The sequence below is a fragment of the Paenibacillus sophorae genome, from assembly GCF_018966525.1.
GTDB lineage: Bacteria > Bacillota > Bacilli > Paenibacillales > Paenibacillaceae > Paenibacillus_AQ > Paenibacillus_AQ sophorae.
The window spans coordinates 3,738,557-3,757,798 of the sequence record NZ_CP076607.1 but is presented as its reverse complement, the minus strand read 5'-3'; the positions used below and the strand labels follow the sequence as shown (position 1 = coordinate 3,757,798).

Below are 19,242 nucleotides of genomic sequence, written 5' to 3'. Positions count from 1 at the left end.
AGGAGAGAGAAAAATGCTTATACTGCTTGATACCGCAAATTTTGAAGCGATTACCCGGATGTATGATCTGTTCCCATATGATGGCGTTACCACCAATCCAACGATATTGAAAAATGAAAAAAATGATCCGATGAAGCAATTACTTCGGATTCGGGAGTTTTTGCCTGCCGGTTCGGCGCTGCATGCGCAGGTGATTTCCGAGACCGCCGAAGAGATGGTGGAGGAGGCGCACTATATGGTTAAGCGGCTGGGAGAGGGATTATATGTAAAAGTTCCGGTCTCCGCTCAAGGGCTTAAGGCAATCAGCATTCTATCCAAAGAGGGTATACACGTAACGGCAACCGCGATCTATACTCCGATGCAGGCTTTTATGGCGGCAAAAGCGGGGGCAAAATTCACTGCACCTTATGTTAACCGGATAGACAACATGGGTGCGGACGGCGTAAAAGCGGCGATGGATATTCATGATATGCTCCGAATGCATAAACTTGATAGCGAGGTTCTGGCGGCGAGCTTCAAAAATTCGCAGCAAATTCTGGAACTCTGCCGGCATGGCATTGGTTCGGTGACTGCCGCTCCAGACGTGTTGGAGGCATTAATCAAGCATCCAGCCACGGATAATGCTATTACCGCATTTAACAATGATTTTACCGAGGCCTTTGGGAAAAACAAAACGATGCTGGAACTGCAGGAAATCTAGACGCGCGAACACATGATTCGTTCCGGCGATGCGCGTTAGTTCCATGAACCGCGCAAGAGCTGCCGAATCAACCGGCAGCTCTTGCGATTGTATAGATGCGCTTAGGACAGGAGCTTTTGGGCAAGTTGAATCCGTTTGGTGATTCCGAGCTTGGAATAGATGGAGTTCAGATGTTTTTTTACGGTGATTTCCGAAATATAAAGGCTTTTTGCCACTTCCGAATTGGAGAATCCGGCGAGGACAAGCTTGGCGACTTCCTTTTCCCGCTTGGTCAATACATGATCACCGTCCAAAGACGGTTGAAGAACCCCTGTCTTGACCGGTTCGCTTGGCACAGCTGGCTTCTCATGCCGCTTACCCTGCCAATCGAGGCCTGCACGGGTAAACAGCCTCTCCAGGAAATCTTGAAGCTTAGCCCCCCGCGTGTCCACTGCATATGTGGGTGTCGGAGTGATTCCGTCATAGTAGTAGTGGGTGGCTCCTTCCACTTCATGGAAGCCAAAGCCTATATACGCCTTCCTGCTGATTTCGTTGACAAAAGGCGAACTAACGAAAACTCCACCACGAAACATATAGGAATAGATTAAATAGATGCCTGCCGTTCGGATCGCCGGGTTGAGCAGATCGGAGTAATAAGTGCAGCGCATGAACCATCCTGCCGGTCTTTCGGAGAGTACTTTAAGCTTATCTTTTTCCTCCCGGGTCAGGGAGTTCAGGTACGGTGAACACAACGGATCGCCTTCCAGCCATTCCAGCGTATTGGAGTGGATCGGTATGATGACAAACAGAGCTTTCGTCTGACCATATTCGTTGCGCAGAAGCTTGATCGAAGTCGGGTCTAGGGCATACACCTCAGATAAATCAATCGGTTTCATCTGCAAACGAATTTCCTCGGCGGTGTATTCGATTGAATAAGAGGTTCCCGTTTCCGGATCGACGCCGACCCCGCTGATTGGTTTAATATGATTCTCTCTCCAATTCGCAAAAGCAACCGCGTCCGCAAGAGTAGACGGCGTAGCCGTTTCCCAATAATAGGACCGCTGCTCCTGTTCGGACATGAGAGCCCTTGCAACCCCAATACCGGTATACCTGAACAGTTCACCGGCTTCCCATTCCCTCTCCGTATACGGTGCGCTTAACAATGCATCGGCATAATACTGGGCAGCGCGCTGTCTTAGCCGTTTATATAAGCCTGGAGTCCGTTTTTGCAGCCGCAGCCGGATGAATTCGCGCAATAAATCGTGAAGCTGCCATCCTCTTTGGGACTTATGAACAAAGGAAAGGTCGATCAGCCGGTTAAAGGCTTTGGAGGACACCTCCTCATCCATGATAAAGGCTAACAGCTCATGATGAAAAATATGAAGCAGCGAAGCGGCATCCAGCAATCTTCGTAATTCGGGGTCGGGAACCTCCCGCAGCCACAGCTCAATGACCTCATCAAAATAATCGTTGCCGAAGGCCGGACTAGAGGGGGAGTAAGCTGCTGCGGCCAGCGAAAGGGAAAGCGGATGTCCTCTGGTGCTGTACGAGAGCTTTTCCATAAGCTCCGGGTTGTCCAATCCGCATTTCTGCAAATATTCCATACGATCCTGAGGGTTTAAATAATCCAGCTCCATTTGGCAAATACGCTCCCGCAAGGCCGGGGAAACAATCCATCTTCCTTTAAGCGGATACCGTCCGGAAAATAACAACAGTGTTCTCTTGGAGAGCCTCGGGAACAGGATATCCCGCAGCCAGGATTCCATCTCGGGCATTTCCTCAAAGGTGTCGAAAGAAAGGACAAGCCGGTGTTCCAGGGTTAAGAAATAAATGTAATCCATCAGCCCGCTTAGGTTATAGGATGCCGGATGTCCGGTTGTTGGAACAAGCGGAAGCTGCTTGTATACGGCTTCAACAAGGCCTTGTTCCGTATGTATGAAATCGCTGCTGTCGATCAGGACAAACATGGCATCCAGTTGCTGTGCCCACCTGCGGCATAGACGCAGATAGGTGCTCTTGCCAATCCCTCCGGTACCGTATACGTGCAAAATCATACAAGCGTTTTCACAATTCTCTTGCAGCATCCTTGTAAAGGCGGCGGCCTCCGTACTTCGGCCTACAATAAATTGCAACTCTCTCTCCTCAAGACTGCTTATTTCGACGGTCAATCACCACTCACCCCCTATAATCCCTTATATATCCAGTATATCAGAAAAATCCAAATTCTTCGAAAGTATATTATCCAAAAGGATAATATTTCTTATTTAAAAATTATGATATTTTATGTCTGACTAAGAGAAGCATCCTTATTGAAGGAGGATTTGCACAATATGGATATTGTCAGCAATGCATGCACCCTCAAAGGCGTTATCCGACATACGAACGGTAAACCTGCACAGCAAGTCAAGGTGGCCGCCTATAACAAGCAATTCAGAAGCGAAAGCAAGCTCGGAGAAGGTTGGACCGATGACGAGGGGCGTTATACGATTCTCTATCACTCGGACAACACAGCAGTCAATCTCGTGGTCCGGGTCTATGGAGCAGACGCCCGGTGTGCAGCGGAATCCCCGGTGCGCTTCGAGTCCGGTTCGGAGGAAGTTGTGAATTTAACCGTGAGTCTCAAGCAGAATGATCGGCAGTCTGAATATGAAAAGCTCTTGACCAGCTTGTCGGGACCGCTGGAAAGCGAGAATCCGGGGGGCTTAACTCAAGAGGACCTACTATTTTTATCTAAATCAACCAAAATCGAGCCGGAGCAAATTCAGCACTATGTGCGCGCATGGACCGCGGCCAACGAACTTCGCTTGTCGAACGAACTTCTCTATGGCTTATCCCGGAAACTGCTTCCTTTGGAGCTCTCCAAGCTGTTATCGATACCTGCCCCGAAGCTTAAAGCCGTTCTGGAATCGGCGGCAGATGAGGGGATGATCTCGGTAATGTCGAGAGAAGAGATTCCTTCGTTTCTGGAAAGGCTGCCGGAGCTTTTGTTATCTGGCCTTGAAGCTGGCCAAGGGCTAAGGGCCGGAGTCAGGGAGGGCGGAATTGGCGATTTTCTGAAGGCGGCGGCGCTAAGCAGGGTAGAGCAAACAAGACTCAGTGAGCTTGTTCTCGGGCACGAAGGCGACCCGGAGTCCTTATGGTCCCTGCTGAAGGAAGACGCCGAGCTAGCCAAACATGCCGACCGAATCCGCCTGGTCCTGCAGTTGAAGGCTTTGACAAAAGGGCAGCTGCCTCTTGTGAACGCCATTTTGAACAAGCTGGATGAGGCGGATCAAGAGTCCACGGCGGATCTGCGCAAGCTCGTCTTGTGGAACGAGGGAGACTGGCAAGCGCTTCAGAGCTTCGAGGAAATGAAAGCGATTACCAATGAGAATGCAAGTCCCTGGGTTGCTGAAGTCATGCAGACCTTGGATCAAGTGTACCCCTCACTGGCAGTTGTACGTAAGCTGAGGACTGACGACAAGTTTGATATGCGGGATGAAGTGCTCGCCTTCATGGACGACCATCCGGATTTTGATTTGAAGACATCGTCTGTGGATACGTTCATGAAGCAGGCGCGAGGTGGAGGGCAGCAGCGGGACATAGCAGTCCGGAGCGGACTGGAGACGGCTAACCGTCTGACCAACCGACTGAAAAGCATGCAGCGGATTTTCCGTTTGGTTCCGTCCTATGAGCCGATGAAATCTCTCTTGGAGGATGGGATTCATTCTTCGTTAGGGATTTCTCAGTTTAGCAGGGAGTCCTTTGTATCCGGTTATGCGGAAAAAGTTGGCGGGGAGGAGATCGCAGGGGATATATACAGCAGAGCAGCATCCGTAACCTCTACAGCGTTAGCTCTTTTCGGGCAGATTCAGGAAGCCGCCCGATCCGTTCAATTTAGCGCTACTACTGTAAATTCGGCTGAAGTCGCCGCCTTGACCACATCGCTTCCGGATTGGAGCGAGATGTTCGGAGCGCTGGAATGGTGCGATTGCGAGCATTGCCGCACCGTATACAGCCCGGCTGCATATCTCGTTGATTTGCTTCAAATGCTGTCCAAGATGCCCGCGGCACAGGGTACAGTCCTTCAAGTCTTGCTGGAGCGCCGTCCGGATATCGGGCAGTTGGAACTGTCCTGTGAGAATACGAATATCACGCTTCCTTATATCGATCTGGTTAACGAACTGCTAGAGAACGCGGTTTCACCGGAAACGGCCGTTCCCGCAACAAGGACAACCGGTTCCATTGAGGAGCTTAGCGCCCAGCCGGAGTATCTGAATACAGGAGCATATGACCGGCTGTCGCAGAAGGTGTACCCGTTTCAGCTGCCTTTTTCCCTGTGGCATGAAGAGGCCCGCGTGTATCTGGAGCAAATGAATGTGTATCGCGAGAGGCTGATGGAAGCCTTCCGTCCCTTGAACACATCGGCGGAAGCACCCGGCACGGAGTTGGCTATCGCTGCTGAAACCTTAAAGCTCTATCCGTCAGAATGCAGCATCATTATCGGGCTTCGTCCCGAGGGCCGGGGATTGTATTACAAGTATGGTTTTGCGGAGAGCAACATCGGGCTTGAAACCTGGGTTCAGGCAATGTCCAAGGTCCCCCTGTTGTTGGAACGTACAGGTTTGTCTTTTACAGAACTGGAAGAACTGCTGGCCGCATCCTTTATCAACCCTGCCGACGAGATGAGCATCGAGAGGGATGAGTCCTCCTGCTCTGTTGAATCGGCGGTTGTGGCGAACCTGTCGGAAGATGCGCTGGAGCGCATTCACCGGTTTGTCCGTTTGCTCCGGAGACTGAATCATTGGACGATCAGCCAGCTGGATCATATGCTGTCCGCGCTTGGCGGACAATTATTGAATGAGAACTTTATTATCAGGTTGGCTGAAGTGCTTCGTCTGTCGAACGAACTGCAAGTTCCCGGGCCGGACCTGGTTTACTGGTGGGACCGCATAGAAACTACCCCCGCTTATGGGCAATCCGCCAGCATGTATGAGCGTTTGTTTCTGAATAAAACGGTAGCCCAGCCGGTGGATCAAGCATTTGTGCTGCGGGAGCCTTTCAGGGACGAATTGGCGGATCCCACCGGCTATTGGAAAGATCATAAACCGACACTGCTGGCCGCGTTCCAATTGTCTGGTGAAGAGCTTTCTTTGCTTGCGGAGGTATGTTTGCCGGATGACAGATTAACGCTCGGCAATCTGTCGCTGCTGTACGCTCAGACCCAATTGGCCAAGGCTATGGGACTTCCGATCACCGATTACACGGACTGGATGAGACTCGTCCCGGTTGCGCCTTTTACTGGAGGAGCGGACAAAGTACAAAACACCGCCACGTTTGTTCGTCTGGTTCGCCGCGCGGCCGAGGCGGGTTTCTCAGCGGGAGAACTTCTGTATATCCTCCGTCATGAGGGGACGGAAACCGCTCCCTCCGAATTGGAAATATCGGGATTGCTCGCTACTCTGCGCAGTGAATTGGCTGAAATTGCGGACGATACCGATTCTTCTGCGAACGTGGAAGAATTAAGGAAATCTGCCGCAGCAAGGAGGCTCAGCGAGTTTACGAATCTGAATGCCGGGGTTATCACTCCGTTGATAACGGCTTGCCTGACCGTGCCTTCAACTCCCGAGCTCAAAATGCTGGACGCCTTTCTGGACCCGGTATTTATCAACAGCTCAGAAGCTATAACCAAGGAAGGATTCATCCGCTTATTCCAGTCGGTCATAAAGCTGGTGAAGATAGCTGCTTTGGTTACCAAGCTCGGGCTTCAGGAAGAAGAGATGAATTTCTTCATTTCCAAGTCGGGAAGCCCCGGTTGGCCGGATTGGGACGCCGTGCCGCTGGAGCCGGCCGGGAATCTGTCCATAGATGCCGGTTCGATCGCCCGAATCAAGGAGCTTATCGACTGGCGGGACCGCTATACCTTCGGCAGCAGCGATTGGATCAAGCTGTTTGAGCTGGCGGACAGCAGTTTACCGGAACAGGAAGCCCAGGATGATTTGTTTACCTGTCTGGCAGAACTTACAGGCTGGAAGAAGGAAGAAATAAAGGTGTGGGCAGGGTTGCATGTGCTCCATCTACAATATCCGCAGGATTACCGGGATGAGAGATGGCTCTTGAGACTTGCGGAAGGATTTTCTTTGATGAAAAGGCTCAATGTTTCCTCCGTCGAAGCAAAGAGATGGACAGTTTCCGGCATAAGCATTAACGAGGTCCGGAGCATCAGACAGGCGCTAAAAGCTAAATCCAGCGAGCAGCAATGGTTGTCCGTCGCCAAATCACTAAGGAACCGCTTGCGCGAGAAGCAGCGTTCGGCTCTGTCCGCATGCCTGAAACATGATTTCTATTACACGAAAAGGACAGACGATTTGTTTGCTTACTTCCTCATCGACGTGGAAATGGGCGCCATGCAGGAGACCTCCCGGATCAAGCAGGCCATTTCGTCCGTACAGCTGTTTGTTCAGCGTTGTCTCATGAATTTGGAGCCGGGTATTCACCTGTCGCACGAGGCGGAGGAGGATTGGAAAAAAATCCGGAACTACCGGGTATGGGAGGCCAACCGAAAAATATTCCTCTATCCGGAAAACTGGCTGGAGCCGGAGCTGCGCGATAATAGATCTCCATTTTTCAACGAGCTGCAGAAAGAATTTATGGAGAACGAAGCGAAGCTGGAACGGGCCGAGGCCTCTTTTATGAATTACATGAAGAAGCTGGATCAGGTGTCCCGGCTCGATATCATAGCCATGTACCATCAATATGAGGATCACGGTAACGGCATTTTTACGGATATCCTTCATGTGTTCGGACGGACGCAGAACAGTCCGCATATTTACTATTACCGGCGGTTTGAGAACAGTTTGTCATGGACAGCCTGGGAGAAGGTCGACACCGACATTGAAGGGGAGCATCTTATACCGGTCTTGTACAAAAGCCGTCTCTATCTGTTCTGGCCGATCTTCAAGGAACAGGCCAAAACGCCGGATGTGCTGAATCCATCGGGGGAGAAGCCGCAAAAGTTCCTGCAGGTCGGGCTGGCGTGGAGTGAATACCGTTTTGGAAGCTGGTCCCCCAAGACCGTGACGAATGCCAATCTGGATATGACAGGGCAGCAAAACAAAGAAAATATTGCCTTTCACTCCTATATTGACGAGGAGAACAGCTTGATTATCGAGGCAATCATTCATTATAACGGGTATTCCCTGTATTCGACGTTGTTCTATTTCAAACTGAATAATCCGGATGGAAAAGTGAACGTGTATCCGGTGTATTCCGGGATACAGGGCAAGCGCTTCCCTCTGCCGGATGCGACGGATGTATACAACAATGCCATCAGGCCTTTTAACGAAGGCTCCGGCCGTGTCGTCATTCCGATTGATGACAATAACGGCAGCTACAACAGGGAGGATACCATTTACCACAACGACACTTATAAAATTGTCTTTCCGCAAAACAATCTGTGGTTTGATGGCAGCCGTCCGTACTTTTATCAGGATGCGAAGCGTGTATTGTTCGTCACTTCATCGCCGTATAAAACCTCGCTGCTCGAAGATAACAGACTATTGGCTGGCGGGTTTGGACTATCGCTCACTTCGCCATATGGCGGCGGCTATCTGCTGTTCCATACGGCCTTTCACCCCTATGTCACCGCCTTTGTCGAGAAGCTGAACAATAAGGGAATTGACGGCCTGCTCAGCGCTCAAACCCAGAGCATGGAGGAGGAATTCTTTGAAGCTGAGTATCAACCGTTGACCGAGCCGAACGAGTACGGTTTTACCGGGTGCGTCAGTCGTCCGTTTCCGAAGGAAAATGTGGACTTTACGGTATACGGACCTTACTCCGTATATAACTGGGAAATCTTTTTCCACACCCCTTTACTGCTGGCCGACCGGTTAAGTAAAAATCAGCAGTTTGAGGAAGCCCAGCGGTGGTTTCACTATATCTTCGACCCGACGGATTCCTCCTCTCCGGAGACGAAAGGATATTGGAAGCTGCTGCCCTTCCGGCAAAACGATGCGACAACGACCCTGCGGGAATATATGATGCTCCTGCATTATGAGGGGACAGATCCTGGGACGCTAAACCGTAAACTGGAGTTCGAAAAGCTAATTGCCGCGTGGAAGAGCAATCCGTTCAACCCGCATCTGATTGCCCGTATCCGGATTTCTTCTTATCAGAAGCTGGTGGTCATGAAATATTTGGATAACCTGATTGCGTGGGCCGACCAATTATTCCGGCAGGACACGATTGAATCCATTAACGAGGCAACCCAGCTGTATCTGCTTGCAGGGGAACTGCTCGGCGAACGCCGGCGTTCCGGTAACTCACGCCCCCAAATGGAACCCAAATCCTTTACGGACCTTCAGCCTGAACTGGATTCCTTCTCCAATGCTCTCGTGCAGTTGGAGAACTGGATGCCATCCGCTTCGTATGCATTTGGCGGAGAGAGCGCGGGCCCTGGATTGCAGTCGTTAGGAAGCGCCTTGTATTTCAGCATTCCGCCGAACGATAAATTACTGGGCTATTGGGACACCGTTGCCGACAGGCTCTTTAAAATCCGCAACAGTATGAGCATCGACGGAACGGTCAGACAGCTGTCCTTATTCCAGGCGCCTATTGACCCGGGGTTATTGACCCGGGCGGCCTCTGCCGGGCTGGACGTAGGCGGTGTCATCCAGGAAGTGAACGGACCGCTTCCCCAATACCGGTATCAGACGATGGCCCACAAAGCGGAAGAGCTTTGCGGGGAAGTGAAGGCTTATGGAGCTGCGCTGTTAACCGCTCTTGAGAAGCGGGACTCCGAGAAGCTGTCGATTCTTCGTTCCAGCCATGAGGTTACCATGCATCATGCCGTGATCGATATCAAGCGGAAACAGGCGGAGGAGAGCAGGGAGGCACTTGAAGCACTGTATCGCCAGAGGGAGATGGTGAAGGAGAGGGAGCTGTATTATCTGAAACAACCCTATACCATTGCGCTGGAAGTCGACCAATTAAAGAAGCTGGAGGAAGCGAATGAACGTTCCGAGCAAATCATGCATTACGAAATCGCCGCCCAGCTGGCTACGCAGATTCCTAACATCACCATCGGGACCTCCGGCATCGCCAGTCCAGTCCTTACGGCCCAGCTCGGGGGATCGAATATTTCAACTGGTCTTCAGGCTTATGCCCGGTATTTGAATCATTTGTCCATGCAGGATAACTATAAAGCCGGACGCAGCGGAACTATTGCCGGATATGTACGCCGTTACGTGGAATGGCAGCATCAGGCCCAAATGGCCAAAATGGAACTGCGGCAGCTGGAAAAGCAAATCGTTGCAGCTGAGATCCGGTTGTCCATCGCGGAAAGGGAGCTGAAAAATCAAGAGCTCCAAGCGAAGAACACCATGGAAGTCCATAAGGCGATGCAAAGCAAATTTACCAATACGGAGCTGTATGACTGGATGGTTGCCCAAACCTCGGCATTGTTCTTCCGGAGCTACCAGCTCGCCTATGATACAGCGAAACGGGCGGAACGTGCCTTCCAGTTTGAACTCGGCACAGACAAAACCTTTATCAAGTTTGGTCATTGGGACAGCATGAAAAAAGGTCTATTTGCTGGTGAAAGGCTGATGGCCGACTTGAAACGGCTCAGCCTGGCATACCTGGAGCTGAACAAACGCGAATATGAGTTAACCAGGCACATATCGGTTGCCCTGCTTGATCCGATCGCTTTAATTCAGCTTAAAGAGACAGGAGAATGCTTTATCGAACTTCCGGAACGGTTTCTCGATATGGATTACCCCGGTCATTACAATAGAAGAATCAAATCGGTGGGCTTATCCATTCCTTGCGTGACCGGGCCATACGCAAGCGTCAATTGTACACTGACGCTGCTGCAGAGCTCCATCCGGAAAAGCGCTCAGCTGTCAAGCGGGAAATATGCGCGTCAATCGTCCGAGGATGGACGTTTCCTGGATCAGTACGGGCTCAATCAAGCCATCACAACAAGCAGCGCCCAGAATGACAGCGGCATGTTCGAAACGAACCTCCGGGATGAGCGGTACCTTCCGTTTGAAGGCGCCGGAGCGGTCAGCCGCTGGAAGCTGACGCTTCCGAAGGCATGCAACAGCTTTGATACAGATACCATTGCCGATGTAATCCTTCATATGCGGTACACCGCTAGAGAAGGCGGGGAGGGGCTGAGAGCCGCTGTAATGAATGAGGTGGTCGAGGCGGGCATGCAGGAGAACCGCGTGCTGTTGTTGCCTTGCCGAACCCAGTTTTCGGCGGAATGGCACCGCTTTTTGCACCCGTCTGAAGCACAGGACGGGCAAAGGTTGCGGATCACATTAACCGAACAATTTCTTCCTTACCGGCAAAGAGGAAAAACGGTCCAGATCACCGATGTGGAGCTGTTCGTGAAGTGGAAGGATGATGCCCAAGCTTACAGTGCCGGCAGTCCGTTGCGGCTGAGTTTATATGCGCCGAACCGGACGGATATGATGTCAGCTGAGCTGCTCAGCGACCCGGTCTTTGGCGGCGTACCGCACGGCATTGTGGAAGGAGCAGCCTCCAGTCTAGGCGAGTGGACCATTGCCGCGGCAGAGGAGGACATTGCCGTGCTGGCTGAGACTTATCGGGTCAGGGTAACGGCGGAAAGTCAAATCCATGACCGGTTAAACAGTCAGATGCTTGAAGATCTGTGGTTTGTGATTCGCTACAAAGCAGAATAAATCCGTGCGGCGGCAATTGACATGCGGGGCGGCACATGGATTGGCTGCTTCGCATGTTTCAAGCGAGAGGAGTGAACTAAATGTCGGGATTGTCAGCCACACCGGGCAGAACGTCTTCTTCTGCCGGCCCGAAGCAATCCGGCGGGGGCATGCAGGCGCCTTCCGTTTCCCTGCCGAAAGGCGGAGGGGCCATGAGAGGGATCGGAGAAAAGTTCTCCGTTCAGCCGGCAACCGGAACAGCCTCCTTCAATATACCGGTCTTCACAAGCGCTGGCAGAGCGGGCTTCGGTCCGGATCTTACGCTTGCTTACAGCTCCGGATCGGGTAACGGCATATTTGGGCTTGGTTGGCAGCTGAATCTGCCTTCCATAACAAGAAAAAGCGATAAAGGCTTGCCTCAGTATAACGACTCGGAGGACTCCGATGTCTTTCTTCTATCGGGAGCGGAGGACCTTATACCTCTTAACGTTCCTCCTCAAGGAGCCGCTGAGACGAACGGGGATTACCGAATCCGGTATTACCGGCCGCGGACAGAGGGATTATTCACCCGAATTGAACAGTGGTCCAGCCTATCAAGCGGCGAGATGCATTGGCGCACGATCAGCCGTGACAACATTACGACGCTCTACGGAAAGACTTCGTCCAGCCGAATTGTCAATCCTGGCAATGAACACCATATTTATTCATGGTGTATCAGCGAGAGCTATGACAGTAAAGGCAACGCCATTGTTTACGAGTATGTTGCAGAAGACGGCCGAAATGTCGATTGGACCAAGGCCAGCGAACAGAACCGGGAACGGGGAGCCGCCCGGTATCTGAAGCGCGTAAAGTACGGCAACCGGACTTCACGATTAATCGAGCCTGATTTATCCAGGATGGACTGGTTGTTCGAGGTTGTTTTGGATTATGACGAAGGCCATTATGTAGAGGTTGGGCCTGCGCCCCCCGGGATTGGGGGAGAACAGCTGGTGGGTGCCTCTGACACGCCGGGATGGGCATGGTCCGTAAGGCCGGATGTGACCTCCTCCTACCGGGCGGGCTTCGAAATCCGCACTTACAGGCGATGCCGCCGGATCTTGATGTTTCACCGATTCGACGAGCTCGGACCCGAGCCTTGCCTGGTTCGTTCCACATCCTTTGAATATAACGACCTTTCTGTACCATCCGCTTCGGTTGAAGAAGAGCTGTTGCATCCGGGGAGCACCCGCTTTGGCTCGATCCTTTGTTCGGTAACCCAATCCGGATACATTCGTGAGGGGATGGAAGAACGGGGAACGGCCGCCGCAGCTCCGAAGTATCTCCGTAAATCATTGCCGCCGGTTGAATTGGAATACAGCAAAGCAATTATTCAAGACGAAGTACGGGAGCTTCCAAAGGGCAGTTTGGAGAATCTTCCTACCGGTTTAAGCGGTTCTTATCAATGGGTCGATTTGGAGGGGGAGGGAGTATCGGGCATCTTAACCGAACAGGCGGGATGCTGGTTTTACAAACCGAATGAAGGCGAAGGCCAATTCGGCCCTCTGAGGGAAGTGGCTTCGAAGCCAGCCATGGGGGAGCTTGCCGGGGGCCGGCTTCAGCTGCTGGATCTGAAGGGCAGCGGCCGGTTGAATGCAGCGTCCTTTACCGGACCTTTAGCCGGTTACCACGAACGTACCGAATCGGGGGAGTGGAGCTTGTTCAAGCCTTTTCCCTATCTGCCTAATATTCCCATTAACGACCCGAACCTGCGCTTCGTCGATCTGGACGGCGACGGGCATGCCGATGTGCTGATTATGGATCAGGATGTATTTACATGGTATCCCTCTCTCGCTGAGGAGGGTTTCAGTGCAGCCAGGCAGGTGTATCCTGTGCAGGAAGGGGATAACGATCCCCGTCTCGTGACAGCGGACGGAATGAAGTCGGTCTTTCTCGCGGATATGAGCGGAGACGGTCTAGCCGATCTTGTTCGCATTCGAAACGGCGAAGTCTGCTACTGGCCCAATTTGGGCTATGGGCGTTTCGGAGCCAAAATTACGATGGATGATTCGCCTTGGTTTGATCACCCAGGCAGCTTCCGTCCGGACCGTCTTCGGCTCGCGGACATCGACGGTTCGGGATTGGCCGATATCCTGTACTTGGGTCAGGATGACATTCACGTGTATTATAATCAATCCGGCAACAGGTGGAGCAAGCCACGGGCAATTAACGGGCTTCCTTCGGTGAACAGCCATGCTTCCGTTTCGGTCCTCGATTTGCTCGGCAGCGGCACCTCATGTCTGGTGTGGTCGTCCACATTAGATAGTTCCATGGGCAGACCGATCTGTTATATCGACCTAACCGGCGGGCAAAAGCCGCAACTGCTTATTCGAACAGCGAACAACCTCGGGGCGGAAACCCGGATACATTACGCCGCTTCTACTAAGTTTTATCTTGCAGCTCAAAGAGAAGGCAATCCATGGGTGACAAAGCTGCCTTTTCCTGTTCATGTAGTTGAAACAGTCGAGACCTTTGACCGTATAAGCGGCAATCGGTTTGCTGCAAGGTATGCGTACCGCCACGGATACTTTGATGGAGAGGAGCGTGAATTCCGGGGCTTCGGACTTGTGGAGCAGTGGGATTCGGAAGCATATGGCAGCAGGAGGCCAGATTCCTTTCCCAGAGGGACGAATGAGTCGCACGACTCTCATATTCCACCGGTATTAACACGTACCTGGTATCATACCGGAGCCTGCCTGGACCGCGATCGTTTGACTGCCTATTTTGCCAAGAACGAGTATTATCGTGAACCGGATGAGACGGGGGATCTAGAGCCGCGGCCTCTTCTGGAAGAATCCGTTCTGCCGGAAGGATTATCGCCGGATGAGGAGCGGGAAGCTTGCCGCGCCCTCAAGGGTTTGCTGCTGAGACAGGAAGTCTATGCTTTGGACGGTTCCGGCAGGGAAGACCATCCTTACACCGTCACAGAGCATAATTATACAGTTAAGCTGCTTCAAGCCAAGCAGGGGAAGCGATCTGCGGTTTTCGCTTCACATTCCCGCGAGCAGATCACCTGTCATTATGAGAGAAACCCGAAAGATCCGCGAACGCTTCATTCCATCGTTATGGAAACGGATGACTACGGGAACGAAACGAAGCTCGCCGTCGTAAGCTATGGCCGCAGGCAGCCGGACCCGGAGCTCGAGCTTCAGCACCAAACTGAGCAGAGCAAGCTGACGGTGGTGTTAACCGAAAATCATTATACCGAGCCCGTCGTACAGGCGGATGACTATCATGCGCCTCTTCCTTGTGAATCCCGGAGCTATGAGTTGACCGGTTTGCTGCTTCAGCCCGGCCAGCACCGGTTTCACATATACGAGCTGGAGGCGGCGTGGGCGGGCGCGGCCCTTATCGACTACGAGGTGAGCGGTGACTCCGCACAAGGCGGGTTAAACGTCCGCATGATCGAGCGCGAGAAGACCTTGTATCGCCGTGACGACTTGACAGGTCCGCTGCCTGCAGGGAAGCTGCAAGCCTTGGCGCTGCCTTACAGCAGCTATAAGCTTGCCTTTACCCCCGGTTTGCTGGAAGCGGCCTATGGGGGACGGGCAAAGGAAGAAATGCTGCTGGACGAAGGACGATATGTCCGGCTCGAGGGAGAGTCCGGTTTCTGGATACCGTCCGGGCAAGTGTTCTATTCATCCAGTTCGTCTGATGCTCCGGAGGAGGAGCTCACCTATGCATTCCGGCATTTCTTCCTGCCGCAGCGATTCAGAGATCCCCTGCACAGGGAGGAGCAACACGCGGAGACGGTCGTTCGTTATGACCGCTACAATCTGTTGGTGACGGAAACTTGCGATCCGCTCGGGAACCGCATGACCGTCGGTCAGCGGCACACGGACCCGGCTGTGGAACCGGTCTATAGCGGTCATGACTATCGCGTCCTGAAGCCTGCGCTTGTGATGGATCCCAACCGCAACTGCTCCGCTGTTGTCTATGATGCCCTTGGCATGGTCTCCGGTTCGGCTGTTATGGGTAAGCCGGAGGAGCAGCCAAGCCGGGGAGATTCCTTCCAGGGGTTTGCAGCGCAATTATCGGAAGCAGAGTCGCTAATGCAACTGGAGACGCCTCTTGCAGATCCTCATGCTGTGCTCTTACAAGCAACGAGCCGTCTCATCTACGACTGGTTCGCGTATATGCGCACCAAGGATGAAGCCATTCCCGATCCGCCCGTCGTTTGTACTCTGTCGCGCTTGACCCACGATGCCGATTTGGGAGCCGGTGAACTGACGGGTGTTCATTACAGCTTAGTCTATTCCGATGGCTTTGGCCGAGAGATCCAGAAGAAAATTCAGGCGGAGCCCGGTCCGGTTCCCTTAAAAGATCCTGCATCGGGACAAATCATAACGGTGGGCGGCCAGCCCGTTCTGAGTCAAGAAGAGGTGTCTCCCCGCTGGGTGGGCTCCGGGTGGACGGTGTATAACAATAAAGGAAAGCCTGTCCGCAAATATGAGCCATTCTTTACGGACACCCACAAGTTCGATTACGACGTCCAAATCGGCGTCAGTCCTGTACATTTCTATGACCCGATAGGCCGTGTTGCCGCTGTATTGTTTCCGGACAGGACATGGGAGAAGCAAATTTATGATCCGTGGAAGCAATCCTCGTGGAATGGAAGCGATACGCTGCTGTTAGATCCCGTCAACGATGTGGATGTCGGCGATTTCTTCCGGCGTTTGCCGGAAGCGCAGTTAATGCCTACATGGTACGAACAGCGAGCGGAAGGTCTGCTGGGTCCCTATGAACAGGAAGCGGCTTTAAAAGCAAGCGTTCATGCGAACACACCGGCAACGACGTATTTCGATTCACTGGGACGCGCTTTTCTTACCGTTGAGCATTACAAGTGTAAACGAAGCGATTCACCCTCTGATGCACCGCCGGAGGAGGAGCTTTTTGAAAGCCGCACCGTATACGATACGGAGGGGAATACGCTTGAAGTGATCGACGCCGCCGGCCGGACCGTCATGCGCAGCGCCTATGACATGCTGAGTACGACCATTCGTGAATCCAGCATGGAGGCCGGAGAACGATGGACCCTGTATGACGTCGGACGGAGACCGATCCGCTCTTGGAGCAGCGGCGACGTACAAAGCCGGACGGTTTACGATTCACTGGGACGTGCGGTCGAGTCTTATCATAGTGCCGGTGAAGCCCCCTTGGCCATGACGGGCCGCATCGTGTACGGCGAGTCGCTGCCGGACCCGGAACTGAATAATCAGCGCGGGAAAAAGGTCTTGTCTTACGATCAGGCCGGGCTGCTCACGAGTGACGAATACGACTTTAAAGGGAATCTGCTTCATAGCAAGCGGGAGCTCGCTTCTGAATATAAATCGACGCTCAATTGGGCATCGGACGTCTTGCTGGAAGCGGAAAGCTATGAGACTTCTACCCGTTACGACGCACTGAACCGAGCGGTTGAAATTACGGCTCCCGATTCCAGTGTCATCCGTCCATCTTATAATGAAGCCAATCTATTGAACGCTGTTGACGCAAATTTACGGGGAGAGCGCCTGGACGGGGAACGAATCTGGACCCCCTTTGTAGCCAATATTGATTACAATGCAAAAGGACAGCGTACCCGCTTGTCTTATGGAAACGGGGTACAGTCCCTGCTCGAATATGATCCGTTTACGTATCGTTTGATCCGGATGCGCACCATTCGGGGCCAGCAAGATTATCCCGAGGATTGTCCTTCGCCGCCCCTGAACGGTTGGCCGGGCTGCGGGCTGCAAGACTTGCTGTATACTTATGATCCTACCGGCAATATCATCTGCATTCGGGACGATGCGCAGCAAAATATCTTTTTCCGCAACCGGCGGGTGGAACCGGCATCCCATTATACTTATGACGCATTGAACCGGTTGGTTGAAGCGACGGGCAGAGAGCATCTTGGACAGATAGGAGGACTCCCGGCAGCCCCGACTGCGCCGGATGCCCTGAGCGAATTCCATTCCCGGCATGCCCATCCTTCCGATGGAAATGCGATGGGGACCTACATTGAACGGTATATATACGATGCTGTCGGCAATCTGCTCGCCATGCAGCATCGCGGCAGTGACCCGGCCCACCCGGGATGGACCCGGAGCTTTGGTTATCAGGAGCAGAGTCTTCTGCAGGCAGACAAGGTAAGCAACCGGCTAAGCAGCACGGCTACCAGTGCATCAGCAGAGCATTTCAAGTACGAGGGATCGGCTGGAATCCGCGGAAATATGACCTCCATGCCCCATTTGCCCTTCATGCGGTGGAACGAGCTGGATCAGCTTCAGGCGACCGCCCGGCAGGCTGTTTCCGCTGAGGATGGATCGACGCCGGAAATCACGTGGTATGCGTACGATGCAAGCGGTCAGCGGGTGCGGAAGGTAACGGAGAGGCAGGCGGCTTCCGGGGCGCAGCCTACCCGCTGGAAGGAGCGGATTTACTTTGGTCCTTTTGAAATTTACCGTGAATTCGCCGGAGACGGCAGCACGATAGAGTTCGAGCGGGAGTCCCTGCATATTATGGATGGAAATCAGCGCATGGCAATGATCGAAACCCGTACGAAAGGCCAGGAGGATCTGCCCGCCCGGCTTATACGTTACCAAATAGGGAACCATCTTGGCTCCGCCCATCTGGAGCTGGATCATTTAGGGCAAATCATCTCCTATGAAGAGTTTACGCCCTACGGAAGCACATCCTTTCAATCGGTTCGAAACCAGAACGAGGCGCCCAAGCGGTATCGGTATACCGGAAAAGAGCGGGATGAAGAGAGCGGGCTGCAGTATCATGGTTCAAGATATTATGCCTCTTGGCTGACGCGCTGGATCAGCTGCGATCCGAAGCTGTTGATCGACGGGACCAATTTGTACCGGTACGTTTCATCCAATCCGGTCAAGCTGATCGATCCGAACGGAACCAATGAGCTGAAGCCCCCGAATGTGGATATCGGATTCCTTGGCGACCCCATCAACCAAAAGATGTCAGACATGTGGGGAAAAGCGGTCAACGAGGTACTGGGAAAGGAGTTCCAAGGGAAATCCCCTAACGAACTGATGAAGCTGTTCCGTGACAAAGTGGAGCATTTAAAAAATACGAAAGGTATGGGCTCCAACCGCCAGAAAGGAACGGCAATTAATTACGCCAGAGAAACCTATTCAAAGGTTCGGACGGTCTTCGGAAAGCTGGCGGAGCAGGCGGGCATTTCGATGAAAGGCGTACAGCTTCACCATTTTGGAGGAGGCTTGGCGGAAATGCCTCATGATGCGCTGGATGCGAGCGGATTGATTATGACGACAGGCCAGGCGGGAGTCAAAGGCACCGGTCATTTCCGTTTGCATGAGCTGGAGGCTAAATTTGCGGATGTATGGAAAAAAATGATGCAAAACAAAGGCTTGGCCGCCAAAATGGGATCAGCGGTAGAGAAAGGGGCCGATGCTTTGAAGCCCGTTGCGGGGCTTGCAGCCAAGACCGGAAGCGTATTGAAAAAAGGAGTCGAGGCGCTGGAACCGCTGGCAAAGGTTGCTTCCAAAGCAGGCAAAGTGATGCCTGTCATCGGCGCAGCGTTTGTTGCCGGTGACGCCTACGCAGCCACTACAGCCAAAACGGGCGGTGAGCGATTCCAGAAGAGTGCCGATACATTGGCTGGTCTGGCCGGATTCGCCGGACCAGTCGGCATGGCATTCTCGGCAGGTTATGGCGCAGGCGGATTGATCAACGACGGACTGCAAGCAGTCGGAGCAGACCTTTCCAAGGGCTTGTCAGCCATTGACAACACCGCTTCCAAGCTGTGGAGCGATCCATCCAAGCCTGCCTATACGCAGACCATCGGCTGGAAGCTGGCGGAATTATTTGAATAAAAGAAAGGCGCGTAGAACGATGTGCTCA

4 protein-coding genes are annotated in these 19,242 nt (G+C 52.9%); 3 read left to right on the top strand and 1 reads right to left on the bottom strand.

Annotated elements, in window-relative coordinates; translation table 11 throughout:
- Nucleotides 1–13 precede the first annotated feature (13 nt).
- Nucleotides 14–700, top strand: a complete 687-nt coding sequence (locus KP014_RS17700; protein WP_036600729.1) for a transaldolase family protein — start codon at nt 14–16, stop codon at nt 698–700.
- Nucleotides 701–801: 101 nt separating this feature from the next.
- On the opposite strand, the gene KP014_RS17695 is transcribed toward KP014_RS17700, so the two are convergent.
- Nucleotides 802–2,847, bottom strand: a complete 2,046-nt coding sequence (locus tag KP014_RS17695) for a helix-turn-helix domain-containing protein (RefSeq protein ID WP_090833679.1) — start codon at nt 2,845–2,847, stop codon at nt 802–804.
- A 162-nt stretch (nt 2,848–3,009) separates the two neighbouring features.
- On the opposite strand from KP014_RS17695, the gene KP014_RS17690 reads away from it, so the two are divergent.
- Nucleotides 3,010–11,367, top strand: a complete 8,358-nt coding sequence (locus KP014_RS17690; RefSeq protein WP_036591204.1) for a Tc toxin subunit A-related protein — start codon at nt 3,010–3,012, stop codon at nt 11,365–11,367.
- Between the two features lie 80 nt (nt 11,368–11,447).
- Nucleotides 11,448–19,214: a SpvB/TcaC N-terminal domain-containing protein gene (locus KP014_RS17685; protein WP_090833678.1), complete on the top strand. Its 7,767-nt coding sequence runs from the start codon at nt 11,448–11,450 to the stop codon at nt 19,212–19,214.
- The last annotated feature ends 28 nt before the right edge of the window (nt 19,215–19,242 follow it).